Raw genomic sequence first — 25212 nt, 5'->3', positions numbered from 1 at the left:
CGGTCTGCCGGGGCGGGCGTCGTCGTGTTCGGTGACCGCGTCGTCAGCGTCGGCCGGAGCCGTCGCTGGTGCGGTGTCCGGAGGCGTCCGGACCGGCGTCCGTCGGTGCGGCCTGGTGCTCGTCGACCGCGGCGTGCGTCGGAGCGGCGTGGTGCTCGTCGGCTGCGGCGTCACGAAGCTCGTCCGCCGCTGCCTCGTCGGAGGCCGCGAGGTGCGCGTCGACGCTGCGGTTCGACTCGGCCAGGCGCTGGTCGAGCTCGGACTCGGGGACGATGTCCGCCGCGGTGGCGTCCGGGCGGGGCACCGACGCCGCAGCCGCGTCGGCTGCGGCGGTGTTCGCGAGGCTCTCGTTGGCGAGCTTCGAGATGCGCGACAGGAAGTCGCCGCCGGCGGCGCCGCCCGCGACGGGTCCGCTGCCGGTGCGGCCTGTCGTGAAGCCCTTGGCGATGCCGGACAGCGCCTCGGTGAACTCGCTCGGGATCATCCAGAGCTTGTTCGCGCTGCCCTCGGCGATCTTCGGCAGCGTCTGCAGGTACTGGTACGACAGGAGCTTGTCGTCCGGGTCGCCGGTGTGGATGGCGTCGAACACCGTGGCGATGGCCTGTGCCTCACCCTCGGCGCGGAGGACCTGGGCCTTCGCGTCACCCTCGGCCGCGAGGATGGCGGCTTGCCGCTGCCCCTCGGCCTCGAGGATCTGGGACTGCTTCGTGCCCTCGGCCTGCAGGATCGCCGCACGACGGCTCCGTTCGGCGCGCAGCTGCTGTTCCATCGCGTCCTGGATCGACACGGGCGGCTCGATGGCCTTGAGCTCGACGCGGCCGACGCGGATGCCCCACTTGCCGGTCGCCTCGTCGAGCACGACGCGGAGCTGGCCGTTGATGTTGTCTCGGCTGGTCAGCGCCTCTTCGAGGTTGAGGCCACCGACGACGTTGCGGAGCGTGGTGGTCGTGAGCTGCTCGACCGCACCGAGGTAGTTCGCGATCTCGTACGTCGCCGCACGGGCGTCGGTGACCTGGAAGTAGACGACCGTGTCGATCGAGACGACGAGGTTGTCCTCGGTGATCACCGGCTGCGGCGGGAAGGACACGACCTGCTCGCGCATGTCGAGCAGCGGCCGGAGCCGGTCGATGAACGGCACCAGGAGGTTCAACCCCGGGTTGAGGGTCTTGTGGTACTTCCCGAGGCGTTCGACGATGCCCGCGGTCGCCTGCGGCACGATCCGGATCGCGCGGGACAGGACGACGATCACGAAGATGACGACGACCAGGATGAGGACGAGCAGAGCGATCGTCCCGGCTGAGATGGTCACGAGGTGGCCCTTTCTCCGAGGCGGACGACAGCCGTCGACCCCTCGATGGACTCGACGACCACGGGGGTCCCGAGCGGCGGTGTTCGGTCTGTGGAGCCGGCGGCGATGCGGGCGCTCCAGGTCTCGCCGTTGGCGAGGCGGACCTGTCCGGGCGACGACGCGGTGAACGCGACGGCGACGGTGCCGGGCAACCCGATGAGGCCCTCGACGTTGGTGCGGTGCGGGTCGGCGTTCCGGCCGAGCGCGGTCAGCAGGCGCGGGCGCACCAGCAACAGCAGCAGCAGGGCGACGCCGGCAGCGACGATGGCGGACAGCCACCACGGGGCACCGAGCAGGGCGGCGACGAGGCCCCCGGCGGCGCCGGCCGCGAGCATGATGAAGATGAAGTCGAGCGTGAAGATCTCGACCACACCCAGCAGGAGCACCAGTCCGATCCAGACGACGGTCTGGATCCAATCGATCCCGTTCACGCGATCTCCCTCCCTCGGTCGCGCGCGGCTGCTCGCTGCGTCGCGACGGCCGGTCCAACTCCGTTCAACATATCACCTCAGTGCTGCGGCTGCCCGGCGGTTGGTAGGCTCGTCGGCGGCCGAACCGCCGAACCAGACCTGGAGAACACGACTGTGAGCAACCCTCTCGCCCCCGGATCCCTCGCCGACAAGCGCGCCCTCGTCACGGGGTCGTCCCGCGGCATCGGAGCCGACACCGTCGGGTACCTGGCCGAGGCCGGCGCCAAGGTCGTCGTGAACTACCGGAACAAGGCCAAGCGTGCCGAGCAGATCGCCGAGAAGATCGTCGCGGCAGGCGGATCGGCCCTGGCGGTCGGCGCGGACCTCACCGACCACGACTCCGTCCAGGCCATGGTCGACACGGTCGTGGGGGAGTGGGGCGGCATCGACCTGCTCGTGCTCAACGCCTCGGGCGGCATGGAGTCCGGCCTCGGCGAGGACTACGCCCTCCGACTGAACCGCGACGCACAGGTCGACATGCTGCAGACCGCCGTCTCGCACATGCCCGCCGGCTCACGGGTCGTGTTCGTCACGAGCCACCAGGCGCACTTCGTCGAGACGGCCGAGACGATGGACGAGTACGTCCCGGTCGCCAAGAGCAAGCGCGCCGGCGAGCTCGCCCTGCGCGAGCTCGTGCCGCAGCTCGACGCCGCGGGCATCGAGTTCGTGGTGGTGTCCGGCGACATGATCGAGGGCACGATCACCGCGACCCTCCTCAACCGCCTCAACCCGGGAGCGATCGAGGGGCGCCGTGCCGAGGTCGGCAAGCTCTACAGCGTCTCCGAGTTCGCCGCCGAGATCGCTGCGGCGGCCGTCGAGCCGATCCCCGCCGACCACACCAAGCTCGTCGGCGACGTCAGCGGCTTCGTCGGCTAACGTCGGACGGGTGACTGCGAAGCCCGGCCTGCGCCGCACCTCCCGGATCATCCTGCTCGACCCCGACGGTCGCGTGTTCCTCATGGACACCAACTCACCGTCGTCGGACGGCGCCCACCGCTGGATCACGCCGGGCGGTGGCGTCGACCCGGGCGAGGACCACCGCGACGCGGCGATCCGCGAGCTGCGCGAGGAGACCGGCATCGTCATCGACGAGCCGGGGGAGCCGGTGTGGTCCTGGGACTTCACCGTCGAGTGGGACCTGGCCGACCACGATCGCGGCCACGCGGAGTTCTACGTCGTCCGGACGCCCGGCTTCACGCTGTCGGACGCCGAGTGGACCGATGACGAGCGGGTGGACATCCTGCGCGCCCGGTGGTGGACGGCGGACGAACTCGACGCGACGGACGAGCCGTTCGAGCCGGCGGAGCTCCCCGAGCTGGTCCGTCGCTACACGACGACCTGATCCCCGCTCGTTCCGGACCGGAACCACCCTCTGGAGCGTCCGTTCCGCTCCGGAACCGTCCTGTGGAACGTGACACGTCACCGCTACGCTGTGGTCATGGAACCGAGCGCCGAGCACGCCGCCGACAGCCACGACCGCATCAGGGTCCGGGGTGCGCGTGAGAACACGCTCCGGGACGTCGACGTCGACCTGCCGAAGCGACGACTGACGGTCTTCACCGGCGTGTCCGGTTCGGGCAAGAGCTCCCTGGTCTTCGCGACGATCGCGGCCGAGTCGCAGCGCATGATCAACGAGACGTACAGCGCCTTCGTGCAGGGGTTCATGCCGTCGCTGGCGCGTCCGGACGTCGACGTACTGGACGGGCTCACCACGGCGATCGTCGTCGACCAGGAACGCATCGGTGCCGACCCACGGTCCACCGTCGGCACCGTGACGGACGCGAACGCCATGCTCCGCGTCCTCTTCAGCCGGCTGGGCACGCCGCACGTCGGGGGACCGAACGCCTTCTCGTTCAACCTCGCGACCGTGACCGCGGGTGGCGCGATCACGGTGCAGAAGGGCAAGGACGCCAAGGCCGAGAAGGTCTCGTTCTCGCGCCTCGGCGGCATGTGCGCCGACTGCGAGGGTCGCGGGACGGTGACCGACATCGACCTCACCCAGCTGTTCGACGACACGAAGGCGCTGTCCGACGGTGCGATCACCGTCCCGGGCTACGGCACCGACGGCTGGAACGTCCGGATGTTCTCCGAGTCCGGGTACTTCGACAAGGACACCCCGATCCGGGACTTCACCGACGCCGAGCGAGCGGACTTCCTGTACCGCGAGCCGACGAAGCGGAAGATCGCCGGCATCAACATGACGTACGAGGGACTCGTTCCGCGCGTGCGCCGCTCGCTCCTGCAGAAGGACCGCGAAGCGATGCAGCCACACATCCGGGCGTTCGTGGACCGCGCGGTCACCTTCACCACCTGTCCGGCGTGCGGGGGCACCCGGCTGAACGACGTCGCCCGCTCGTCGACGATCGCCGGCAAGAGCATCGCGGACGTCTGCGCCATGCAGATCACCGACCTGGCCACCTGGCTGCACGGACTCGACGAGCCGACCGTCGGGCCGTTGCTGGACGGCCTCCGCGACGCCGTCGACTCCTTCGTGGAGATCGGTCTCGGCTACCTCTCGCTCGACCGTCCCACCGGGACGCTGTCCGGGGGAGAGGGGCAGCGCGTCAAGATGGTCAAGCACCTCGGCTCGTCGCTGAGCGACGTCACGTACGTGTTCGACGAGCCGAGCACCGGCCTGCACCCGCACGACATCGAGCGGATGAACGCGCTGCTGCTCCGGCTCCGTGACAAGGGCAACACGGTGCTCGTCGTCGAGCACAAGCCCGAGGTCATCGCGATCGCGGACCACGTCGTCGACCTCGGACCCGGTGCGGGCAAGGACGGTGGCACGCTCTGCTACGAGGGGCCGGTCGACGGCCTGCGCTCGAGCGACACGGTGACCGGTCGGCACCTGGACGACCGGGTGCGCGTGAAGGACGTCGTGCGCGAGCGGACCGGCGTGCTCGCGATCCGCGGTGCCGACGCCCACAACCTGCAGGGGATCGACGTCGACGTCCCGACCGGGGTGCTCACCGTCGTGACGGGTGTCGCGGGCTCCGGCAAGAGCACGCTGATCCACGGATCACTGGCACCCCGCGACGGTGTCGTCGCGGTCGACCAGGGTGCGATCCGGGGGTCGCGTCGGAGCAACCCGGCGACGTACACCGGACTGCTCGAACCCATCCGCAAGGCGTTCGCCAAGGCCAACGGTGTGAAGCCCGCCCTGTTCAGCGCCAACTCCGAGGGCGCCTGCCCCGCCTGCAACGGTGCCGGTGTTGTATACACCGACCTCGGCATGATGGCGGGGATCGCAACCCCGTGCGTCGAGTGCGACGGCAAGCGGTTCGACCAGTCGGTGCTCGAGTACCGGCTCGCCGGCAAGGACATCAGCGAGGTCCTCGCCATGCCCGTGGCCGACGCGGCGGCGTTCTTCGCAGCAGGGGAGTCGCGGATCCCAGCGGCGCACGCGATCCTCGCCCGACTCGTGGACGTCGGTCTCGGGTACCTCACCATCGGCCAGCCGCTCACGACCCTGTCCGGCGGCGAGCGGCAGCGACTCAAGCTCGCAGTGCACCTCGGTGACCCCGGCGGCGTCATCGTGCTCGACGAGCCGACCACCGGGCTGCACCTGGCGGACGTCGAACAGCTGCTCGGGCTGCTGGACCGGATGGTCGAGGCCGGCCGGACCGTCGTCGTCATCGAGCACCACCAGGCCGTGATGGCGCACGCCGACTGGCTCATCGACCTCGGCCCGGGCGCGGGTCACGACGGTGGTCGTGTGGTCTTCGAAGGCACCCCGGCCGCCCTCGTCGCGGCGCGGTCGACGATCACGGGGGAGCACCTCGCCGCGTACGTCGGGGCCTGAAACGGGGTACAGCGGACCACGAGGAACCTGAGCGCCAGCTGGCCGAGCGGTCTAGCGTCCGGGCTGACGCTCACGTCCTCTGGTCCGCGGCTGCCCGGCCGTCGAGAGCGTCCCTGACCGAAGGAGCTCTTCATGTCCACGAATGGATACCCGCCCGCACGGAACGGTGCTGCGCCGGCCGCGAGCGGTGGCAACGGCATCGCGATCGGTTCGCTCGTCCTCGGCATCGTCGGGGTGGTCTTCTCGTTCCTGTTCGTCTGGATCGGTCTCATCGCGGGGATCGTCGGCCTCGTGCTCGGGATCATCGCCCGTCGTCGTGCGGTCGGCAGCCGTGGGATGGTCCTCGCCGGCATCGTCCTGAGCGCCATCGCGATCGTGCTGTCCATCATCCTGATCATCGTCGCGCTGGCGGTCGTCGTGCCGGCGGTCACCAACAACTGACCCGACGAGCGCCGGTGACCGACGACGGGAGCGACGACAGCTCCTGACGGGTCACCGACCTCGTGCCAGAACGCCCCGACGGCCCGTGCCGGCGGGGCGTTCCGTCGTGCACAGCCAGCGAGAGCACGACACATGGTCGGCCGGGTGCGCGTTCCGGACCGGCGGATGCCCGCCCAGGTGTGGCCGCGTACGGTCCGACACATGAGCTACAGCCAGCCTGACCCCGCCGAAGAGACCACGCACGCCGAGGAGCCGGAGCAGCCGGACACAGACCGGGCGAACCTCGAGGAACACGGTGAGGAGCACGCCTCGCTGGAGATCGACGCGGACGACGTCCCCACGAGCGGCGACGACCAGTCCTGAGACCCTTCCTGGGTTCTGTGCAGCGCGCCGATAATGCATATTATGTCAACTCGGAGATCGACCGCGCACTGATCGTGCGCTTCCCCACCCGTTGCTCGACCGCACGATCGGCTCCGCGACGACCCTCCTGGGCCGCGCGTCACTGCTCCGGTTGAATCCCGGACTTGCTACGTGTCGGACGAGGACCCGCGCCTCCGCGGAGAGCCACTCGACTCCAGCGGGCCCTCGTTCTCGATCTGACGTGCGGACCGGTGAGTCAGCAGGATGACCACCTCGAGAGATCAGCTCGGCAGGAACCGTCGGAGCCGGGCCGTCCGAGAGAGGTTCCCCGGCCGAGAGAGTCAGAACACCGCGACCGTCATGCCGGCGGACGTCGCCGGCCGGTCCATCGCGAGGATCGCCTCGGGGATCTCGTCGAACCCGATCGTCCGACCGATCGACTCCGCCGGGCGGAGACGACCCGCGACGACGTCGTCGAGCATCGCGGCGTACTCCCCCACGGAGATGCCGTGACTGCCGAGCAGCTCGAGCTCGTCGCCGATCACGCGGCCCATCGGGATCGCCGGCACGGCCTCGTCGTCGAGCAGCAGCCCGACCTGGACGTGCCGACCGCGCGGGCGGAGTGAGTCCACCGCAGCGACGGAGGTGGCACGGCTGCCGAACGCGTCCACGGAGACGTGCGCACCACCACCGGTGACGGTCCTGACGGCGTCCGCGACCGCGTCGTCCATCGGCACTGCGATCGCGCCGAGGGCCTCCGCACGTGCGAGCGCTGCGGGCGAGACGTCCACCGCGACGACGTGCGCTCCGGCGGCGACCGCGACGATGACGGCCGACAGCCCGACTCCCCCGCAGCCGAAGACGGCCACCCACTCCCCCGCGGCGACCCGTCCCCGGGCGTGCAGGGCGTGGTACGCGGTGCCGAAGCGGCAGCCGAGCCCAGCGGCCTCGGCGAACCCGACGGCCTCCGGCAGCGCGACGAGGTTCACGTCCGCGTGCGGGACCACCACTGCCTCGGCGTACGAGCCCGGGAGCGTGAAGCCCGGCTGCTGCTGCCGGGTGCACACCTGCGTCGCGCCGTCCAGGCACTGCTCGCACTCGCCGCACGCGAAGACGAACGGCGCGGTGACCCGGTCCCCCACGGCGAACCCCCGGACGTCCGATCCGACGGACGACACCACGCCGGCGAACTCGTGCCCCGGGACGTGCGGCAGGTGTACCGAGTCGTCGTGCCCCTTCCACGCGTGCCAGTCGCTCCGACAGACACCGGTCGCGGCGACCCGGACGACCACGCCGTCGCTGGGGGCGGTCGGGTCCGGGACCTCGACGACTGCGGGGACGGAACCGAACTCGTCGTACTGGACTGCGCGCATCGGGCAATCCTGACAGACGGAGCCCGACGTGCGTGCTGTCCACAGATCGCGGATCGGCCGTTGCGGGCGGGACGCGGCCGCCGCTTCACTGGCTGCATGAACGGACTGCGCTTCTCCGCCGACCCCGACGACCTCGACGTCGCCCGCGTGCACCGCTGGTTGAGCGAGGAGTCCTACTGGGCCCGCGGCCGTGATCGTGCGACGCAGGACGCGATCATCGCGGGCTCGCGGAACTTCGGGGTGTACGACGACGACTCGGGGCAGCAGCTCGGGTACGCGCGTGTGATCACCGACGGCGTGACGTTCGGCTGGCTCGCCGACGTCTTCGTCGACCCGGGAACGCGGGGCCGCGGGGTCGGCGTCGCCCTCGTGCGGGGTGTCACCGAGGCGATCGAGCCGCTCGGGCTGAAGCGGTTCGCGCTCTTCACCGCCGACGCCCACGGGTTGTACGAGCGGTTCGGGTTCCGCCCGCTCCCCGACGCCGCGGGCTGGATGATGCGTCCCGGCCCCGGGTTCGGTGCCGACGTGCACGACTGAACCGGGCGCTCTGCGACCCGGCCACGGGACGGGGCGAGCTCGCCCCGTCCCACGCGCGCCGTGCCTCCAGGCCGTCCCGCCCGCGGTGGGGACGCACTCGGTGAGCAGAAGGTGTCGGGTCCGTCCGTCAGACCCGACTTCTCCTGCTCACGAAGCGGCCACGGGGCGCGCGCGGCGTGCCCCGTGGCGCGCCTCCGCCCCGCCCCTCAGTACGCGATGCGCCCGTCCCGGTCGTGGAACTCCCCCGTGGGGCCGTCCGCGCCGATCGTCGCCAGCGCCACCGTGGCGTCCGTCCCCTCGGTCACGGTCTGGTGTCCGCCGAAGCCGTTGAACTCCGTCGCCGTGTACCCGGGGTCGCTCGCGTTCACCCGGAACCCGGGCAGGTTCTTCGCGTACTGCACGGTGAGGGCGATGAGCGCCGCCTTCGACGCCGCGTACGGCACCGCTGGCACCGGGTACTCGTCCCGACCCGGGGTCGTCAGCCACCGCGGGAAGCCCACACCCGAGGCCACGTTGACGATGACCGGGTTCGCCGACTCCCGCAGCAGCGGCAGCGCAGCCTGCGTGACCCGGACGACGCCGGTCACGTTCGTGTCGAGCACCGCCGTGATCGCGTCGGCGTCCAGGTCGTCGACCCCGAACGACGTCCCGAGGATGCCGGCGTTGTTGACGAGCACGTCGAGTCCGGGCAGTTCGCCGACCGCCCGCTCGACCGAGGCCTGGTCGGTGACGTCCAGCTGGACGACGTGCGCGCCGAGGGCCCGCACTTCGTCCCCGGTGTCGGGGTCGCGCATGCCGGCGTACACGGTGTGCCCGGCCTCGACGAGGCGGCGGACGGTCTCGAGCCCCAGGCTGCGGTTGGCTCCGGTGATGAGTGTCGTTGTCATGCCCCCAGCCTCCGCCCCCGTGGCCGGGTCCCCCAGGCACCGCTCGACAGTGGGACCACCAGTACCAGGCAGGCCGGGAGGCGCAGGTCGAGGATGGTGGGCATGAGCGAGTTCGCGAGTGTGCTGCGTTCCTGGCGCGACCGGGTCCGTCCTGAAGCGGTCGGCCTGCCGGCCGGGTCCGGTCGACGGACGCCCGGTCTCCGTCGTGAGGAGCTCGCCGCCCTCGCCGGTGTCAGCGTCGACTACATCGTCCGGTTGGAACAGGGGCGGGCGACGAACCCGTCCCCGCAACTGCTCGGCGCGCTCGCCACCGCACTCCGGCTGTCCGATGCGGAGCGTGAGCACCTCCACCGGGTCGCGGGGACCGCGCTGCCGTCCCGCCGGATGGTCCCGCGGCACGTCACGCCGGGCGTGCAGCGGATCATCGACCGCCTCGGCGACGTCCCGCTCGCCGTCTTCACCGCCGCGCACGACATCATCCTGTGGAACGCCCTCTGGGCTGCGATGACCGGTGACCCGTCGCGGTACACGGGCATGGACCGGAACCTCGTGTGGCGGCACTTCATGCACGGGCACGACGAGGTCGAGTTCGACGACGAGCACCAGGAGGAGTTCTCGAGCGATCTCGCGGCCGACCTCCGTGCCGCGGTGGGCCGGTACCCGGCGGATCGCGACCTCGCGGAGCTCGTCGCCCGCCTGCGTCGTGAGTCACCCGAGTTCGAGCGCCGCTGGGACACCGGCCGGGTCGCCGAGCACCGCGCGAGCCGCAAGTGCGTGCACACCTCGGTCGGCCCGATCGAGATCGACTGCGACGTGCTGAGCGTGCCGGGTGGGGACCTCCGCATCGTCGTCTACACCGCCGTGCCGGGCACCGAGGACGCCGCGAAGCTCGACCTCCTGCGCGTCACCGGTCTGCAGGAACTCACGCCGAGCTGAGCACGACCCTACCGAACGCCGCCGGCAACCTCCGCTCCGACGTGTCAGCGCGCCTCGGCGAGCAGCGCGTCGACGGCGGCGAGGACCTCGGCGACCTCGGTGCGGGTCGTGTAGTCGACGTGGACGTCCGCGAAGCGCACGACGCCGCCGGCGTCGATGACGAACACCGACGGGAACGGGATCGCGGCGGTCGCGTCCGCGTTGCTGTCCGCGACGTCGAACCCGAGCGCCGTGTGCGCACCACGCGCCGCGGCACTCGGCTCCGTCACGATGCCGAACCGTCCGGCAAGCTCGTTCTCCGGGTCGGTGAGGACCGGGAAGGCGAGTTCGCCGTTCGCGATGGACTGCTCCGCGGCCTCCGGTGTCTGGGGCGACACGGCCACGAGCCGGGTGCCGCGACCCTCGAGCGCGGGCAACAGCTCCTGCTGGTACGTGCGCAGGGTGATGTTGCAGTAGGGGCACCAGGCGCCGCGGTAGAAGACGAGCACGGTCGGCGCATCGCCACGGACGGCGGAGAGCGAGGTCCGTTCTCCGGTCGGCGTCACGAGCGGGGCGTCCGGGGTCGTGTCGCCGACGCCGACGACGTCCCCTGGCACGCCCGCGGCACGGAGGTCCCGCTGCTCACCGTCGAACACCGCGGACAGGTCCGGGCCGATCTGGGCGGTGAAGCCCTCGTTGAATTCGTGCACCTGGCGGGCGATGGTCTGTTCGGTCACGGTCGGGCTCCTCGATGACGGGTTGTGCTGGCCACGGTGCCAGTGGATGGAGCGTAGGCAGGCGCGTCCGCTCCTGGCGCGATCGGCGTCACAGAGCGTCATGCCGCGGTGAACACCAGCGACGCGTTCTGCCCACCGAACCCGAACGAGTTGTTCAGCGCCGTTCGGATCGGCACCTCTCGCGCGGCCCCCGCGACCACGTCGAGCTCGACGGACGGGTCGAGGTGCTCGAGGTTCAGGGTCGCGGGGACGACCCCGGTCTCGATCGCGCGCAGGGCGAGGATCGCCTCGACGGCGCCCGCCGCACCGAACAGGTGGCCGATCGCTCCCTTCGGTGCGGTCACGACGGCGCCCGTGCCGACGGCGCGGGCGATGGCCGCGGCCTCGCCGACATCCCCGACGGGGGTGCTCGTCGCGTGTGCGTTGACGTGGTCGATGTCGGCGCGGGTCAGCCCGGCCATCCGGATCGCCGCCGTCATCGCGCGCTCCTGCTCGGAGCCGTCGGCGAGCGGCGCGGTGATGTGGAAGGCGTCCGACGTGATGCCCCAGCCGGCGAGGGTCCCGTGCGACGGCCGACGACGGGCTGCGGCGTGGTCGGCCCGCTCGAGCACGACGAACCCGGCGCCCTCCCCGAGCACGAACCCGCGGCGGGATGCGTCGAACGGGCGGGAGAGCGTCGTCGGGTCGTCGTCGCCGGGCTTCGCGAGCGCCTGCGACTGGGCGAACGACGCCATCGTCACGGGCGTCACGGCCGCCTCGGTCCCGCCGGCGATGACCACGTCGGCCTCTCCGGTGACGATGAGTCGCGCGGCCGTCGCGATCGCCTCGGCGCCGGACGCGCAGGCCGACACCGTGGTGTAGGCGCCGGCGCGTGCCCCCACGGCGATGCTGATCTGCGCGGCAGCGGCGTTCGCCATGAGCATCGGCACCGTGCGCGGCGACACCCGACGTGCCCCTGACGTCCCGAGCACGTCGTGCGCGTCGAGGAGGGTCTCCACTCCCCCGATCCCGGTGCCGACGACGACGGCGAGCCGGTCCCCCGCCACCTCGGGTGCGCCGGCGTCCGCCCACGCCTCCTCCGCGGCGACGAGGGCGAGCTGCTGGCTGCGGTCGAGCCGGTTCGCGCGGACCCGTCCGAGCGCGCCGTCGGCGTCGAGTGCGGCGGCGGCCCCCACCCGGATCGGCACCTGGTCCCAGCGCGCTCCGGTCCGGTCGAGGACGCGCACGCCCGAGCGACCGGCGACGAGGGCGTCCCAGAGCGTGTCGACGCCGTGGCCGAACGGCGAGACCGCTCCGTAGCCGGTGATGGAGATGTGCACGGGTGACTCCTTCTTGTACGTTGAACAAGTTGAGTTGTACCACGTACAATTCCGGCATGGCAACCACGAGCGACGCTCCAGGGACCCCGCGAGGTGCGGCCACGCGGGCACGGATCCTCGCCGCGACCGCCGGGCTGCTGGGCGCTGGCGAAGGCGGTCGGCCCACGCGGCGGTCGATCACCGTCAGCGAGATCGCGCGGGCCGCGGGCGTGTACCCGAACCAGATCACGCACCACTACGGCTCGAAGGACCGCCTGGTGCTCGACGCCGCGTTCGCGCTCTTCCTCCGCGACACCACGCGCCTGCAGGCCGCCGGGCGTCGAGCCGGCAGCGCCGAGGCCTTCCGTCGGGTGCTCGCACGGACTGCCCTCGCGATGCCGTCGACCCCGCTCGTCGTCCGGGCCCTCGCCGCGGCGGGCGACGACGCCGCGCAACGCGACCGGGTCCGGCTGCTCCTGCAGGTGTTGTTCCGCCAGTCGGAACGCTACCTCGAGCGGGTCGTCACCGAGCACGGGTGGACGAGCGGGAGCGGCGTCGGTCGTGACGCACGGACGTTCTGGAGCGCGGTGTTCGGCGCCACGCTCCTCGCCGACGCCGGGGTCACCGGCGGCCCGTCCGACCTCGACCTCGCCGGGACCGTCTCGATCCGCGAGATCCGCGAGATCCGCTAGATCCGGCGCCTCGCTGGAACCCGGACGGGTCCGGTCACTCGCCGAAGCCGGAACGGACGAGCGTCACGAGGGCGTCGACTGCTTCGGGGGCGTCCTGCCCGGTGCCCTCGATCGTGACGGTGGCCCCCTTCGGCAGCGCGAGCGCCATGATCGCGAGCAGGCTCTTGGCGTCCACCCCGTTCACCCGCACGGCGGCCGCGAACTTCGCGGCCGTTTTCACGAACTCCGCGGCGGGCCGGGCGTGCAGCCCGCTCTCGTTCACGAGTTCCACCGTCTCGGACGCGGCCGCCTCGTCGACGGGCGGCGTCCCGGAGACCGGTGCCGCGCCTCCAGGACCGTCGTCGGACGCACTGGAGGCACGGCTCGCGTCCGTCTCGGAGGCTGCGGCAGACGCGGCAGCGGCCAGGACGGCGTCGACGTCGCCGCCGGTCTGCGCGGCGACCGCCGCGGCGACCGTCCCCTCGACCAGCGGAGCCGGCGAGACGTGCACGCGCGCCCGGGCGTCGTCGTCGAGGAAGTCGAGCGCGGTGTCGGTCGTGAGGTAGGCGGACCCGAGGTCGCACAGCACGACCACGGCGTCGGCCGCACCCAGTTCCTCGATGCCGGCCGTGATCGCTTCGAACGAGGTCCCGATCCCGCCGTCGTCCGTGCCGCCCGCGGCGACCATCGGGACGTCGGCGGCCATCTGCCGGGCGAGCTCGACGGTGCCGGTCGCGATCGACGCGCTGTGCGAGACGACCAGGATGCCGACGCTCACGCGGCGTCCACGGCCGCACGGAGGATGTAGACCGTCGACTGCGCACCCGGGTCACGGTGCCCGACCGCGCGCTCCCCGAGGTAGCTGGCCCGACCCTTGTGGGCGACCAGGGGGTCGGTCGACTCGGCGCCGGTGGCGGCGGCGTCCGCCGCGGCCGCCAGCACCCGCTCCGGTGCCTCGCCGGCTGCTGCGGCGGCGGCCGCGGCGTCGACGGCGGGCGACCAGGCGTCCACCATCGTCTTGTCGCCGACGGCGGCCTTGCCCCGCGACACGATGCCGTCCCGCGCGGCGGTCAGGACCTGGACGAGCGTGTCGGCGTCGAGCTCCGTCTCGTCGCCCGCAGCCTGTGCTCCCTTGAGGTACGCGGTCCCGAAGAGCGGCCCGGCGGCCCCGCCGACCGTCGAGATGAGCTTCGTCGCGACGACCTTGAGCACGGCTCCGGGGGTGTCGAAGGAACCGGCGTCCACGGCCTGGAGCACGGCGCGGAAGCCCCGGTCGAGGTTCTCGCCGTGGTCGCCGTCACCGATCTCGCGGTCGAGCGTGACGAGCTCGGCCCGGTGGTCGTCGATCGTGGCGGCGGTGCGTCGGACCCAGTCGATGGCCCATGCGGTGTCGAGCGCCAATTCGGTGTTCCTTCCTGGAGGGTGGGCGGTGGGTCAACGTCCCCAGCGCAGTGCCGGGGTCTCCACCGGTGCGTCCCAGAGGGCGGTGAGTTCGTCGTCGAGCACCGTGACGGTGAGCGAGAACCCCTGCATCTCGAGGGATGTCACGTAGTCGCCGACCAGGCTACGCGCGACGTCGTGGCCGCGGTCGGTGAGGACCTCGGCGGCGCGTCGGTACACGATGTACAGCTCGGACAGCGGTGTGCCGCCCATGCCGTTCACGAGGAGCAGCAGCTTCGACCCGGCGGGAGCGGCGAGGTCGGTGAGGATCGGTTCGAGCACCCGGTCGACGAGCTCGTCGGCCGGCGCCATCGGGATGCGTTCGCGGCCGGGCTCGCCGTGGATGCCGATGCCGAGTTCGACCTCGTCGTCGGCGAGGGTGAACGACGGCTCGCCGGCGTGCGGGACCGTGCCGGAGGCGAGCGCGAGCCCCATCGAGCGGGTGACGTCGTTGACGTGCCGCGCCACGGCGGCGACGGCGTCGAGGTCGTCGCCGCGCTCGGCTGCGGCGCCGGCGCACTTCTCGACGACGACGGTGCCGGCGACTCCGCGCCGGCCGGCCGTGTAGAGCGAGTCCTGGACGGCGACGTCGTCGTCCACCACGACCGACTCGACCCGGATGTCGTCCATGCCGGCGAGCTCGGCGGCGGTCTCGAAGTTGAGGACGTCCCCGGTGTAGTTCTTCACGATGTGGAGCACGCCAGCTCCCCCGTCGACGGCCTTCGTCGCGGCGACGATCGGGTCCGGGGTGGGGCTCGTGAAGACCGGCCCGGGCACCGCGGCGTCGAGCATGCCGTGTCCGACGAACCCGGCGTGGAGGGGCTCGTGCCCGCTGCCGCCACCGCTGACGATCCCGACCTTGCCCGACACCGGGGCGTCCGCGCGGTGGATGTGGATCGGGTCCTCGACGAGGACGACGTGTCCGGCGTGTGCGCGGGCGAACCCGCGGACGGTTTCGTCGACCACGGCCTGCGGATCGTTGATGAGCTTCTTCATGCTGACCTCCACGGGGTGCGGGCGATCGCGAGGCAGCACCGCCGTCGTCGACCGGAGTGCCCTCAATCTACATCGCCACCCCGGGCGACCGTTCCTGCCGTGTGCACGTTCGTGCACGCCTCCGAGGGGTGCCCACCGACCTGGGATGCGCGAGCGCACACGGTCCGTGCACGTTCGTGCACAATCGCGCACTTCCCTCACCGATGCGTCGCGATCCGCCGATGCCCGTCAGTATGCTCGGCCCCAATCACTCAACGGGGAGTGCCGGCGCTGTACCACCGGACCCCCACCCTCACGCACTGGAGGTCACCGATGGACGGCATCGGCGTCAATTTCCTGTCCGAGCTCGTCGGCACGGCGATGCTCATCATCCTGGGTGGCGGCGTCGTCGCCGCCGTCTCGCTGACGAAGTCCAAGGGCTTCGGAGCCGGCTTCCTCATGGTCACGATCGGCTGGGGTTTCGCGGTCTTCGCCGGTGTCACCGTGTCCTACAGCTCCGGCGGCCAGCTCAACCCCGCGGTCAGCCTCGCGCTCGCCATCCTCGGCAAGATCACGGTCGGGGAGATGTTCCTGTACTGGATCGCCCAGCTCATCGGCGCGATCATCGGTGCGGTCATCGTCTGGCTCGCCTACAAGCAGCACTTCGACGAGGAGCCCGACGCGGCCGCCAAGCTCGGCGTGTTCTCGACCGGCCCGGCCATCCGCTCGTACGGGTGGAACGTCGTCACCGAGATCATCGGCACCTTCGTGCTCGTCTTCGTCGTGCTCGCCTTCACCAACGGCAAGACCCCGGCCGAGCTCGGCGCCGTCCCGGTCGCCTTCCTCGTGATCGCGATCGGTGTCAGCCTCGGTGGCCCGACCGGTTATGCCATCAACCCGGCACGTGACCTCGGTCCGCGCATCGCCCACGCCTTCCTGCCGATCAAGGGCAAGGGCTCGAGCGACTGGGCGTACGCCTGGGTCCCGGTCGTCGGACCGCTCGTCGGCGGCGCCCTCGCGGCCGGCCTCTCGACCTTCCTGCTGCCGATCGCTTCCTGATCGTCTTCACCCCACCAACCCGAGCACCAGCGTAAGGAGCACCAATGGCCGACTACATCGTCGCCATCGACCAGGGCACCACCTCCACCCGAGCCATCGTCTTCGACCACTCCGGCTCGATCGTCTCCGTCGGACAGAAGGAGCACGAGCAGATCTTCCCGCGTGCCGGGTGGGTCGAGCACGACCCGTCGGAGATCTGGGACAACACCCGTGAGGTCATCGGCCAGGCACTGTCCCGCGCCGACATCACCCGCCACGACGTCGCGGCGGTCGGCATCACGAACCAGCGCGAGACCGCGGTGGTCTGGGACAAGAACACCGGCAAGCCGGTCTACAACGCCATCGTCTGGCAGGACACCCGCACGCAGTCGATCGTCGACAAGCTCGCCGACGGCGACACCGACCGCTACAAGTCGGTCGTCGGCCTGCCCCTGGCGACGTACTTCGCCGGGACGAAGATCGTCTGGATCCTCGAGAACGTCGAGGGTGCACGCGAGAAGGCCGAGGCGGGCGACCTGCTCTTCGGCACCACCGACACCTGGGTCCTCTGGAACCTGACCGGTGGCGTGGACGGCGGCGTCCACAAGACCGACGTCACGAACGCGTCCCGCACGCTGTTCATGGACCTCGAGACGCTCCAGTGGCGCGACGACATCCTCGCCGACTTCCGCGTGCCGAAGTCGATGCTCCCCGAGATCGTCAGCTCCTCCGAGGTCTACGGCCACGTCGAGTCGTCGAACCTCCTCCGCGAGGTCCCGATCGCCGGCATCCTCGGCGACCAGCAGGCCGCGACGTTCGGCCAGGCCGCGTTCGACCAGGGCGAGTCGAAGAACACCTACGGCACGGGCAACTTCCTCATCTTCAACACGGGCACGGAGATCGTCCGCTCGGAGAACGGGCTGCTCACCACCGTCGGCTACAAGCTCGGCGACCAGGAGACGCACTACGCGCTCGAGGGGTCGATCGCCGTCACCGGTTCGCTCATCCAGTGGCTCCGCGACAACCTCGGCCTGATCGGCAGCGCGCCCGAGGTCGAGGCCCTCGCCAAGACCGTCGAGGACAACGGCGGCGTGTACTTCGTCCCGGCGTTCTCGGGCCTGTTCGCGCCGTACTGGCGCCCGGACGCCCGCGGCGCGATCGTCGGCCTCACCCGCTACGTCAACAAGGGGCACATCGCCCGTGCCGCCCTCGAGGCGACGGCGCTGCAGACCCGCGAGGTCCTCGACGCCGTCAACGCGGACTCGGGCGTGGACCTGACGGAGCTCAAGGTCGACGGCGGCATGACCGCCAACGACGCGCTCATGCAGTTCCAGGCGGACATCCTCAACGTGCCGGTGGTCCGTCCGGTGGTCGCCGAGACCACGGCGCTCGGTGCGGCCTACGCGGCCGGCCTGGCCGTCGGGTTCTGGGCGAACCTCGACGAGCTCCGCGCCAACTGGCAGGAGGACAAGCGCTGGGTGCCCCAGCTCGACGAGGCAGAGCGCGAGCGCACGCTGCGCCTCTGGAAGAAGGCCGTCACGAAGACGTTCGACTGGGTGGACGAGGACGTCCAGTAGTCCGCTTCTGCGGTGACCGCCAGGAGGCGCGGTGCGGGTCCGACGGACCGGCACCGCGCCTCCTGGCGTTGCGGGGGCGCGCGGGCGCGGGGTGCGTGGGGTGCGTGGTGGGTGCGGTCGGGTGTGGGGGTGCGCTGGGGTCGGGCGCGGCGCGGGTGCGGTGAGGCGCGGGCGCTCGCGCACGGTGCGGCGTCCGTGGTCCGGTGCGAGGTTGCCCGCACGGTGCGCGCCTACAGCGCCGCACCGTGCGCGCAACCGCGCACCAGGTGACGAAGTACGCACGGCGCGGCTCGCGGTTGCGCCGTGCTGCACGTGCGAGGTCCGGGCGGCGGCGGCCGGCGCGCGGTGCGGCTTGCGTGGTTCGGTGCGAGGTTGCCCGCACGGTGCGCGCTTGCAGCGCCGCACCGTGCGCGCAACCGCGCACCAGGTGACGAGGCACGCACGGTGCGGCGCGCAGCGGCAGCGGGTGCCGCAGCCAACGACCTCGCACGGTGCAGGTCAGGCGGTAGGGGCAGCGGGTGCAGCGGCCAGCAACCTCGCACGGTGCAGGTCAGGCGGCGGGGGCGACGCCGATCCAATCAGCCAGTTTGCGCGCTGCGGCGCCGGAGTCGATCGCGTCCGCGGCGACCACCAGCTGCTCGCGGAACCGCTGCAGGATCGGCCGGTCGACCTCGGTCGGGTCCTCGGCGAGTCGGAACGACACGAGACCGGCCGCGGCGTTGAGCAGCACGATGTCGCGCACCGGACCGGTCTCCCCCGCGAGGACGCGGTGCACCACGGCGGCGTTGTGCTCCGGGTCACCCCCGAGGAGGTCCTCGATGCGCGCACGGGCGATGCCGAGGTCGCGCGGGTCGAGGTCGTGCTCGGTGACACGCCCGCCCGTGACCTCCCAGATGTGGCTGTGGCCGGTCGTCGTCAGCTCGTCGAGGCCGTCGTCGCCGCGGAACACGAGCGCCGTGGCCCCGCGGGTCTGGAACACGCCGGTGATGATCGGCACGAGTTCGAGCTGCGCCACGCCCACGGCGTTCGCTTCGCACCGTGCGGGGTTGACCAGCGGCCCGAGGAAGTTGAAGACGGTCGGCACGCCGATCTCCCGCCGCACCGGGCCTGCGTGCGCGAAACCGGGGTGGAACGCGCTCGCGAACGCGAAGGTCAGTCCGACACGCCGGAAGGTGTCGGCAACACGCGCGGCGTCCATCGTGAGGTCGAGTCCGAGTGCGGCGAGCACGTCGCTGGACCCGGACTTCGACGAGCTCGCCTTGTTGCCGTGCTTGACGACCGGCACGCCCGCTGCCGCGATGACGATCGCGCTCATCGTCGAGACGTTCACGGTCCCGACGACGTCACCACCGGTCCCGACGATGTCGAGCGCCATCGGGTCGACGTCGAGCGGGACGGCGGCGTCGAGGATCGCGTCGCGGAAGCCGACGACCTCGTCGACCGTCTCCCCCTTGGCGCGCAGGGCCACGACGAAGGCCGCGATCTGTGCCGGCGTGGCGCGGCCCACCACGATCTCCTGCATGGCCCATGTGGACTGGCTGATCGTCAGGTCTTCGCGCGCCATGAGCGCACTGATCACGGCAGGCCAGGTGAGAGCGTCGAGCATGCTCCGATCGTAGTGAATTCGAGCAACCCGCCAGTTGGCTAGGAAAACACTGTCCGTGGTTTCGGCCATAATGGAGTCTGTGACTAGCACCCCTCTCTCCAGATCCGCCAGCGGTCCGGTCCTGAACAGGCCGAACGCCGTTGCCGTGGGGACGATCGTGTGGCTGGGCAGCGAGGTCATGTTCTTCGCCGGCCTGTTCGCGATCTACTTCACGTTGCGCAGCACCTCGCCCGAACTCTGGGCGACCGAGACCGCCAAGCTCGAGGTGCCCTTCGCCTCGGTGAACACGATCATCCTGGTGCTGTCCAGCTTCGCCTGCCAGTTCGCGGTCTTCGCCGCCGAGCGCTTCCAGGTGCACCGGACGAGCTGGAACCCCAAGGACTGGGGCATGACGGAGTGGTTCTTCGTCACGTACTGCATGGGCGCGATCTTCGTCTGCGGTCAGATCTTCGAGTACGCGAACCTCTGGCACGAGGGCGTGACGCTCTCCTCCAGCGCCTACGGTTCGGCCTTCTACATGACCACCGGGTTCCACGGTCTGCACGTCACGGGTGGCCTCATCGCCTTCCTGCTGACGCTCGGCCGCGGGTTCGCCGCCAAGAACTTCGGTCACAAGGAAGCGACCACCGCGATCGTCGTGTCGTACTACTGGCACTTCGTCGACGTCGTCTGGATCGGCCTCTTCGCCGTCATCTACCTTCTCAAGTAGGAACTGGATAGCCCCCACCGCATGTTCAACAGAAGCAAGTCCAAGAAGGGCCGCCGTTCACCGATGGCGACCGTGTCGCTCATCGTCGTCGGTCTCATGACCACCGGCGGTGCGTACGCGCTGTTCAGCTCCACGGCGAACGCCGACGACAGCACGACCACCGTGGCGGCGTCGAGCCAGTCGAAGGTGAACGAGGGCCAGAAGCTCTTCGCCTCGAACTGCGCCACCTGCCACGGCCTCTCCGCGCAGGGCACCAGCGAGGGTCCGTCCCTCATCGGTGTCGGCGCCGCGTCGGTCGACTTCCAGGTCGGCACCGGCCGCATGCCGATGGCCGCCCAGGGACCGCAGGCGGAAGAGAAGCCCGCGCAGTTCACGGACGAGCAGATCGACGCCCTCGCCGAGTACGTCGCGTCGCTCGGCCCCGGCCCGGCCGTCCCCTCCGAGAGCCTCACCAACGGCTCCGACGGCGACGCCGCCGAAGGTGCGGAGCTCTTCCGCATCAACTGCGCCATGTGCCACAACGTGGCCGGCGCCGGTGGTGCACTGACCGAGGGCAAGTACGCGCCGAACCTGCAGTCGGTGTCCGGCAAGCACATCTACGAGGCCATGGTCACGGGCCCGCAGAACATGCCGGTGTTCAACGACCTGAACCTCACCCCCGAGCAGAAGGCCGACATCATCACGTACCTCAAGTACGTGCAGGACAACAAGTCGCCCGGCGGGTTCGCACTCGGCTCCCTCGGCCCGGTGGCAGAGGGTCTGTTCATCTGGATCTTCGGACTCGGCGCGGTCGTCGCGATGACCGTCTGGCTGACCGCGAAGTCCAACTGATCGTCCGTGTCGAACGACACTGAAGGGAACACCATGGCAGAGCACGACGACGAGGCACTGAACTCGTCCTCGGCTGTCGAGAAGCACGGCACGACCACCACGTCGCCCGGGACCGCGGTCCTGCCGACCGACCCGTTCGAGAACCCGGGCGAGCCGCCGCACCGCGCACGACGCACCGACGTCGACCCGAAGAAGCAGCGCCTCGCCGAGCGTCAGGTCGCCACGTTCTTCTACCTGTCGATCGTCGGCAGTGTCCTCGCGATCGCGGCCTACGTCGCGTTCCCGATCGACTCCGACAACTTCGGCACGGTCCGGACCGCCAACCTCTGGCTCGGTCTGTCGATCGCCCTCGCCCTCCTCGCGCTCGGCCTGGGCGCGGTGTACTGGTCGAAGTCGCTCGTGGTGGACCGTGAGATCACCGAGCTCCGCCACAGCACGCGCGGCACCGACGCGACCCGTGCCAAGGCGGTCGAGGCGTTCCAGCTCGCCGACAAGGAGTCCGGCTTCAGCCGTCGCAAGCTGATCCGCAACTCGATGATCGGCGCCCTGGCGGCCTTCCCCCTCCCGGGCATCGTCCTCGTGCGCGACCTCGCGCCGGCGGCCGACCCCAACGAACTCCTCCGCCACACCATGTGGGCGAAGGGCACGCGCCTGACGAAGGACCCGACGGGTCTCCCGATCAAGGCGTCCGACGTGACCATCGGTTCGGTGTTCCACGTCATCCCGGACGGCATGCTCGACAAGGAGGACATGCTCGAGGAGAAGGCCAAGGCCTCCGTCCTCCTCATGCGCCTCGACCCCAAGGACCTCAACCCCTCCAAGGGCCACGAGAACTGGGGTTACGACGGCATCGTCGCGTACTCGAAGATCTGCACCCACGTCGGATGCCCGGTCGCCCTGTACGAACAGCAGACGCACCACCTGCTCTGCCCGTGCCACCAGTCCACCTTCGATGTCTCGAACAACTGCGAGGTCATCTTCGGACCGGCTGCACGCCCCCTCCCCCAACTTCCGATCGCGATCGACGACGACGGCTACCTGGTTGCGCAGAGCGACTTCCACGAGCCCGTCGGACCGTCCTTCTGGGAGCGTGAACGCTGATGAGCAGCACGACCACCAACGCACCCGCGTCGTCGACCACCAAGCCGGCACCGGAGCGCGGATCCCGCATCATCGGCGGGGTCGCCAACTACATCGACGAGCGCACGAGCATCTCGGGCCTCGTGAAGGAGGTCGGGCGCAAGATCTTCCCCGACCACTGGAGCTTCATGCTGGGCGAGGTGGCGCTGTACAGCTTCGTCGTCGTCCTGCTCTCCGGTACCTTCCTCACGTTCTTCTTCCAGGCGTCCATGGCCGAGGTGGTCTACCACGGCTCGTACGTCCCGCTGAAGGGCATCGAGATGTCGACCGCGCTGCAGTCGACGCTCAACATCTCGTTCGACATCCGCGGCGGGCTCTTCGTCCGGCAGATCCACCACTGGGCAGCCCTGCTGTTCGTGGCCTCGATCATGCTGCACATGGCCCGCGTGTTCTTCACCGGCGCGTTCCGCAAGCCGCGTGAGCTCAACTGGGTGTTCGGCTTCGTCCTCTGGGTCCTGGCCATGGCCGAGGGCTTCACGGGCTACTCGCTCCCCGACGACCTGCTTTCCGGCAACGGTCTGCGCATCATCGTCGGCATGATCGAGGGTGTGCCGGTCATCGGCGTCTGGATCGCCTACCTGCTCTTCGGCGGAGAGTTCCCGGGCACCGACATCGTCGGCCGTCTCTACACGCTGCACATCCTGCTGCTGCCCGCGATCCTCGTGGCCGTGCTCGGTGTCCACCTCGTGCTGGTCGTCATCAACAAGCACACGCAGTTCGCCGGGCCCGGCAAGACGAACGAGAACGTCGTCGGTGTGCCGATCCTCCCCGCGTTCGCCGCGAAGGCCGGTGGGTTCTTCTTCATCGTCGCGGGCATCCTCGCCCTCATCGCGTCGCTGTTCACGATCAACCCGATCTGGAACTACGGCCCGTACGACCCGTCCCCGGTGTCCGCCGGTACCCAGCCCGACTGGTACATCGGTTTCGCCGACGGCGCGCTCCGTCTGGTGCCGCCGCACTGGGAGGTCGTGTGGTTCGGCTACACGGTGTCGTTCAACATCCTCGTGCCGATCGCGGTCCTGGTGCTGCTCATCCTCGCCATCTTCATCTACCCCTTCATCGAGGCGTGGGTCACGGGCGACAAGCGTGAGCACCACATCCTCGACCGTCCGCGCAACGCCCCGACCCGTACGGCGTTCGGTGCCGCCGGCATCACGCTCTACGCGAGCCTCTGGGCCGCCGCGTCGTCGGACATCATCGCGACCCACTTCTACGTGTCGATCGACCACGTCATCCACGTGATCCAGGCCACGACGGTCCTCGGCCCGTTCGTCGCCTTCTGGATCACGAAGCGCGTGTGCCTCGCCCTGCAGAAGAAGGACCGCGAGATCGTCCTGCACGGCTACGAGTCCGGACGCATCGTGCGACTCCCCCACGGCGAGTACATCGAGGTGCACGAGCAGCTCGACGAGTACGAGCGGTGGAAGTTGCTGCAGTTCAACGAGTACAAGCCGCTGATGATCCGTCCGAACGCCCGGGGCAAGATCTCCGGGCTGCAGAAGGCGCGCGCCGGCCTGTCGCGCTTCTTCTTCGAGGACCGGATCACCCCGGTGTCGAAGGCCGAGCTCGAGGCTGCGCACGCCGCGCACCACGGCCCGGACCTCGAGGCCGGTCACGCCGCCCCCGCGGTCGAGGCCAAGCACTAGGCAGTCAGCTGATCCGAGCGATCGGATCCCGGAACCCCCGTCACGTCGTGGCGGGGGTTTCGTCGTGCGTGCGGGAACACGCCGGGCCGCGTTCACGTTGGGTTCACCGACTCGTGCTGGACTCGTCCAGGACGGTGTGGCACTGTGTTGCACCACGCACCCGACCAACGGAATGAGACCCCGATGGACAGCCGGACGGCCGAACACCCCAGGCCGAACCACTTCCTGCTCCACCTCAGCGACACCCACCTCGTGGCGGGTGACCGCGAACTCTACGGTGACGTCGACTCTGCAGCCCGCCTCGCGGCGATCATCGCCGACATCGAGGCGTCGGGTACCCGACCCGAGGCCATCGTCGTCACCGGCGACGTGGCCGACAAGGGCGAACCGGGCGCGTACGCCCGAATCCGCGACATCGTGGAGCCGGCCGCCGAGCGCATCGGTGCGACCGTGATCTGGGCGATGGGCAACCACGACGAGCGCGGTGCGTTCCGGCAGGAGCTGTTCGGGCTCCAGCCGACCGACCGCCCGGTCGACTTCGTGTACGACGTGAACGGGCTGCGCGTGATCACCCTCGACACGAGCGTGCCCGGCGCTCACCACGGCGAGGTCTCCCCCGAACAGCTCGACTGGTTGGCCGAGGTGCTCTCCGAGCAGGCGCCGCACGGCACCATCCTGGCGATGCACCACCCGCCGGTGCCGAGCGTCCAGGACCTCGCGGTGCTCGTCGAGCTCCGTGACCAGGACGCCCTCGCCGAGGTCGTCGAGGGCAGCGACGTCATCGCGATCATCGCCGGTCACCTGCACTACTCGACGAGTGCGGTCTTCGCGGGCATCCCGGTGTCGGTGGCGAGTGCCACGTGCTACACGCAGGACCTCACCGAGTACCAGGGTGGGACCCGCGGGCAGGACGGTGCCCAGTCGTTCAACCTCGTCCACGTCTACGGCCACAACGTGGTGCACTCGGTCGTGCCGATCGGGCACTACTCGACGGTCGGCGAGCCGGTGTCAGCAGTGGAGACCGAGGCGCGGCTCGCAGCGGCCGGCGTCACGATCCCTTCGGCGGCCGAGCCGGCGCCGGTGACGTCGAGCATCCCGGTGTTCACGCTCGACTCGGTACCGGTCTCCCCCGTCCACCGCTGAGGGCGGGGCGCCCGACGAGCCCCGTTCGGGGCCAGGAGGCGCGGGTCGGCTCGATCGTGCGGGCGCGGCCCGTGGGGGTTGCGTGTGCATGGGGCGACACCGTGGTCGTCGTTCGACGAGCGTCGAGTCGGAACGTGCACATGCATCAGTTGCGTGTGCATCGTGCGACATCGCGGTCGTCGTTCGACAGGCGTCATGTCGGAAGTGGCAGACGCATCACTCCGTGCGCGCAACGGACGACACGCCCAACGTCGGACGACAG

Annotated in this window: 25 protein-coding genes; 15 read left to right on the top strand and 10 right to left on the bottom strand. The window is 70.4% G+C overall.

Annotated features, from left to right (window positions below; genetic code table 11):
- Window positions 1–43 precede the first annotated feature (43 nt).
- Both ACQXVK_RS08010 and ACQXVK_RS08005 read right to left on the bottom strand, forming a co-directional pair.
- The gene (locus tag ACQXVK_RS08010; protein ID WP_430853230.1) at window positions 44–1309 is read right to left on the bottom strand and encodes an SPFH domain-containing protein; all 1266 of its coding nucleotides are present in this window, start codon (window positions 1307–1309) and stop codon (window positions 44–46) included.
- Window positions 1306–1779: an NfeD family protein gene (locus tag ACQXVK_RS08005; RefSeq protein WP_042723839.1), complete on the bottom strand. Its 474-nt coding sequence runs from the start codon at window positions 1777–1779 to the stop codon at window positions 1306–1308. Before ACQXVK_RS08005 ends, ACQXVK_RS08010 begins: the two co-directional genes overlap by 4 nt.
- Before the next feature lie 153 nt (window positions 1780–1932).
- Between ACQXVK_RS08005 and ACQXVK_RS08000 the strand changes: the two genes are divergently transcribed.
- From ACQXVK_RS08000 to ACQXVK_RS07980, 5 genes are all read left to right on the top strand, one after another.
- On the top strand, window positions 1933–2694 hold the full coding sequence (locus tag ACQXVK_RS08000) for an SDR family oxidoreductase (RefSeq protein WP_430853229.1): 762 nt from the start codon (window positions 1933–1935) through the stop codon (window positions 2692–2694).
- A 10-nt stretch (window positions 2695–2704) separates the two neighbouring features.
- The gene (locus tag ACQXVK_RS07995; protein ID WP_022907285.1) at window positions 2705–3160 is read left to right on the top strand and encodes an NUDIX hydrolase; all 456 of its coding nucleotides are present in this window, start codon (window positions 2705–2707) and stop codon (window positions 3158–3160) included.
- A 96-nt stretch (window positions 3161–3256) separates the two neighbouring features.
- Complete coding sequence (locus ACQXVK_RS07990; protein ID WP_430853228.1) at window positions 3257–5623, top strand: ATP-binding cassette domain-containing protein; 2367 nt, start codon at window positions 3257–3259, stop codon at window positions 5621–5623.
- A gap of 132 nt (window positions 5624–5755) precedes the next feature.
- Window positions 5756–6064, top strand: a complete 309-nt coding sequence (locus ACQXVK_RS07985) for a hypothetical protein (protein ID WP_402262965.1) — start codon at window positions 5756–5758, stop codon at window positions 6062–6064.
- A 201-nt stretch (window positions 6065–6265) separates the two neighbouring features.
- Window positions 6266–6427, top strand: coding sequence for a hypothetical protein (locus ACQXVK_RS07980; RefSeq protein ID WP_430853227.1), 162 nt, complete (start codon window positions 6266–6268; stop codon window positions 6425–6427).
- Between the two features lie 341 nt (window positions 6428–6768).
- Here ACQXVK_RS07980 and ACQXVK_RS07975 read toward each other — a convergent pair whose 3' ends face one another.
- Window positions 6769–7800, bottom strand: a complete 1032-nt coding sequence (locus ACQXVK_RS07975) for an alcohol dehydrogenase catalytic domain-containing protein (RefSeq protein WP_430853226.1) — start codon at window positions 7798–7800, stop codon at window positions 6769–6771.
- A 96-nt stretch (window positions 7801–7896) separates the two neighbouring features.
- Here ACQXVK_RS07975 and ACQXVK_RS07970 point away from each other — a divergent pair, with 96 nt between their 5' ends.
- On the top strand, window positions 7897–8337 hold the full coding sequence (locus ACQXVK_RS07970; RefSeq protein ID WP_402262959.1) for a GNAT family N-acetyltransferase: 441 nt from the start codon (window positions 7897–7899) through the stop codon (window positions 8335–8337).
- 206 nt (window positions 8338–8543) lie between these two features.
- Here the strand turns inward: ACQXVK_RS07970 and ACQXVK_RS07965 are convergent, their stop codons facing one another.
- Entirely contained in the window at window positions 8544–9224 is a 681-nt protein-coding gene (locus ACQXVK_RS07965) for an SDR family NAD(P)-dependent oxidoreductase (protein ID WP_430853225.1), read from the bottom strand.
- Window positions 9225–9326: 102 nt separating this feature from the next.
- On the opposite strand from ACQXVK_RS07965, the gene ACQXVK_RS07960 reads away from it, so the two are divergent.
- Window positions 9327–10160 (top strand): helix-turn-helix transcriptional regulator, encoded by an 834-nt coding sequence (locus ACQXVK_RS07960; protein ID WP_430853224.1) that lies wholly within the window; start codon window positions 9327–9329, stop codon window positions 10158–10160.
- A 44-nt stretch (window positions 10161–10204) separates the two neighbouring features.
- Here the strand turns inward: ACQXVK_RS07960 and ACQXVK_RS07955 are convergent, their stop codons facing one another.
- Both ACQXVK_RS07955 and ACQXVK_RS07950 read right to left on the bottom strand, forming a co-directional pair.
- Window positions 10205–10876 carry a peroxiredoxin-like family protein gene (locus ACQXVK_RS07955; protein WP_022907275.1) on the bottom strand — a complete coding sequence of 224 codons (672 nt, stop codon included), beginning with the start codon at window positions 10874–10876 and terminating at the stop codon, window positions 10205–10207.
- A gap of 98 nt (window positions 10877–10974) precedes the next feature.
- Window positions 10975–12195 carry a beta-ketoacyl-[acyl-carrier-protein] synthase family protein gene (locus ACQXVK_RS07950; RefSeq protein WP_430853223.1) on the bottom strand — a complete coding sequence of 407 codons (1221 nt, stop codon included), beginning with the start codon at window positions 12193–12195 and terminating at the stop codon, window positions 10975–10977.
- 56 nt (window positions 12196–12251) lie between these two features.
- Between ACQXVK_RS07950 and ACQXVK_RS07945 the strand changes: the two genes are divergently transcribed.
- Complete coding sequence (locus ACQXVK_RS07945) at window positions 12252–12866, top strand: TetR/AcrR family transcriptional regulator C-terminal domain-containing protein (RefSeq protein WP_430853222.1); 615 nt, start codon at window positions 12252–12254, stop codon at window positions 12864–12866.
- Window positions 12867–12900: 34 nt separating this feature from the next.
- Here the strand turns inward: ACQXVK_RS07945 and dhaM are convergent, their stop codons facing one another.
- The 3 genes from dhaM to dhaK are packed head-to-tail and all read right to left on the bottom strand — an operon-like array spanning window position 12901 to window position 15281.
- Entirely contained in the window at window positions 12901–13623 is a 723-nt protein-coding gene (gene dhaM / locus ACQXVK_RS07940; RefSeq protein ID WP_430853221.1) for a dihydroxyacetone kinase phosphoryl donor subunit DhaM, read from the bottom strand.
- Window positions 13620–14246, bottom strand: coding sequence for a dihydroxyacetone kinase subunit DhaL (gene dhaL / locus ACQXVK_RS07935; protein WP_430853220.1), 627 nt, complete (start codon window positions 14244–14246; stop codon window positions 13620–13622). The genes dhaM and dhaL overlap by 4 nt, the downstream gene beginning before the upstream one ends.
- Before the next feature lie 33 nt (window positions 14247–14279).
- A complete protein-coding gene (gene dhaK, locus ACQXVK_RS07930; RefSeq protein WP_031262554.1) occupies window positions 14280–15281 on the bottom strand; it encodes a dihydroxyacetone kinase subunit DhaK in 1002 nt (333 codons plus the stop codon).
- Window positions 15282–15593: 312 nt separating this feature from the next.
- Between dhaK and ACQXVK_RS07925 the strand changes: the two genes are divergently transcribed.
- A complete protein-coding gene (locus ACQXVK_RS07925; protein ID WP_022907269.1) occupies window positions 15594–16319 on the top strand; it encodes an MIP/aquaporin family protein in 726 nt (241 codons plus the stop codon).
- A gap of 44 nt (window positions 16320–16363) precedes the next feature.
- Window positions 16364–17875, top strand: a complete 1512-nt coding sequence (gene glpK / locus ACQXVK_RS07920; RefSeq protein ID WP_430853219.1) for a glycerol kinase GlpK — start codon at window positions 16364–16366, stop codon at window positions 17873–17875.
- A 550-nt stretch (window positions 17876–18425) separates the two neighbouring features.
- Here glpK and trpD read toward each other — a convergent pair.
- A complete protein-coding gene (gene trpD, locus ACQXVK_RS07915) occupies window positions 18426–19481 on the bottom strand; it encodes an anthranilate phosphoribosyltransferase (RefSeq protein ID WP_430853218.1) in 1056 nt (351 codons plus the stop codon).
- Window positions 19482–19551: 70 nt separating this feature from the next.
- Between trpD and ctaE the strand changes: the two genes are divergently transcribed.
- The 5 genes from ctaE (at window position 19552) to ACQXVK_RS07890 (ending at window position 24950) form a co-directional block, all read left to right on the top strand.
- A complete protein-coding gene (ctaE, locus tag ACQXVK_RS07910; protein ID WP_031260857.1) occupies window positions 19552–20190 on the top strand; it encodes an aa3-type cytochrome oxidase subunit III in 639 nt (212 codons plus the stop codon).
- A gap of 21 nt (window positions 20191–20211) precedes the next feature.
- Entirely contained in the window at window positions 20212–21021 is an 810-nt protein-coding gene (qcrC, locus tag ACQXVK_RS07905; protein WP_402262928.1) for a cytochrome bc1 complex diheme cytochrome c subunit, read from the top strand.
- A gap of 33 nt (window positions 21022–21054) precedes the next feature.
- The gene (gene qcrA / locus ACQXVK_RS07900) at window positions 21055–22122 is read left to right on the top strand and encodes a cytochrome bc1 complex Rieske iron-sulfur subunit (protein WP_022905301.1); all 1068 of its coding nucleotides are present in this window, start codon (window positions 21055–21057) and stop codon (window positions 22120–22122) included.
- Window positions 22122–23807, top strand: coding sequence for a cytochrome bc1 complex cytochrome b subunit (qcrB, locus tag ACQXVK_RS07895; protein WP_022905300.1), 1686 nt, complete (start codon window positions 22122–22124; stop codon window positions 23805–23807). The genes qcrA and qcrB overlap by 1 nt, the downstream gene beginning before the upstream one ends.
- Window positions 23808–23990: 183 nt before the next feature.
- A complete protein-coding gene (locus ACQXVK_RS07890; protein WP_430853217.1) occupies window positions 23991–24950 on the top strand; it encodes a phosphodiesterase in 960 nt (319 codons plus the stop codon).
- The last annotated feature ends 262 nt before the right edge of the window (window positions 24951–25212 follow it).

This window comes from Curtobacterium sp. AB451 (assembly GCF_050585845.1).
Classification (GTDB): domain Bacteria; phylum Actinomycetota; class Actinomycetes; order Actinomycetales; family Microbacteriaceae; genus Curtobacterium.
The sequence above is the reverse complement of the archived record's forward strand: the minus strand, read 5'-3'. Positions and strand labels throughout refer to the sequence as shown.

Coding starts and splice junctions, on each gene's coding strand:
- ctaE (WP_031260857.1), top strand. CDS start 19,552: ATGGAGTCTGTGACTAGCACCCCTCTCTCCAGATCCGCCAGCGGTCCG.
- ACQXVK_RS07925 (WP_022907269.1), top strand. CDS start 15,594: ATGGACGGCATCGGCGTCAATTTCCTGTCCGAGCTCGTCGGCACGGCG.
- ACQXVK_RS07970 (WP_402262959.1), top strand. CDS start 7,897: ATGAACGGACTGCGCTTCTCCGCCGACCCCGACGACCTCGACGTCGCC.
- dhaK (WP_031262554.1), bottom strand. CDS start 15,281: ATGAAGAAGCTCATCAACGATCCGCAGGCCGTGGTCGACGAAACCGTC.
- ACQXVK_RS07960 (WP_430853224.1), top strand. CDS start 9,327: ATGAGCGAGTTCGCGAGTGTGCTGCGTTCCTGGCGCGACCGGGTCCGT.
- qcrC (WP_402262928.1), top strand. CDS start 20,212: ATGTTCAACAGAAGCAAGTCCAAGAAGGGCCGCCGTTCACCGATGGCG.
- trpD (WP_430853218.1), bottom strand. CDS start 19,481: ATGCTCGACGCTCTCACCTGGCCTGCCGTGATCAGTGCGCTCATGGCG.
- ACQXVK_RS07975 (WP_430853226.1), bottom strand. CDS start 7,800: ATGCGCGCAGTCCAGTACGACGAGTTCGGTTCCGTCCCCGCAGTCGTC.
- ACQXVK_RS07945 (WP_430853222.1), top strand. CDS start 12,252: ATGGCAACCACGAGCGACGCTCCAGGGACCCCGCGAGGTGCGGCCACG.
- ACQXVK_RS07985 (WP_402262965.1), top strand. CDS start 5,756: ATGTCCACGAATGGATACCCGCCCGCACGGAACGGTGCTGCGCCGGCC.
- glpK (WP_430853219.1), top strand. CDS start 16,364: ATGGCCGACTACATCGTCGCCATCGACCAGGGCACCACCTCCACCCGA.
- ACQXVK_RS07980 (WP_430853227.1), top strand. CDS start 6,266: ATGAGCTACAGCCAGCCTGACCCCGCCGAAGAGACCACGCACGCCGAG.
- ACQXVK_RS07890 (WP_430853217.1), top strand. CDS start 23,991: ATGGACAGCCGGACGGCCGAACACCCCAGGCCGAACCACTTCCTGCTC.
- qcrB (WP_022905300.1), top strand. CDS start 22,122: ATGAGCAGCACGACCACCAACGCACCCGCGTCGTCGACCACCAAGCCG.
- qcrA (WP_022905301.1), top strand. CDS start 21,055: ATGGCAGAGCACGACGACGAGGCACTGAACTCGTCCTCGGCTGTCGAG.
- ACQXVK_RS07990 (WP_430853228.1), top strand. CDS start 3,257: ATGGAACCGAGCGCCGAGCACGCCGCCGACAGCCACGACCGCATCAGG.
- ACQXVK_RS07965 (WP_430853225.1), bottom strand. CDS start 9,224: ATGACAACGACACTCATCACCGGAGCCAACCGCAGCCTGGGGCTCGAG.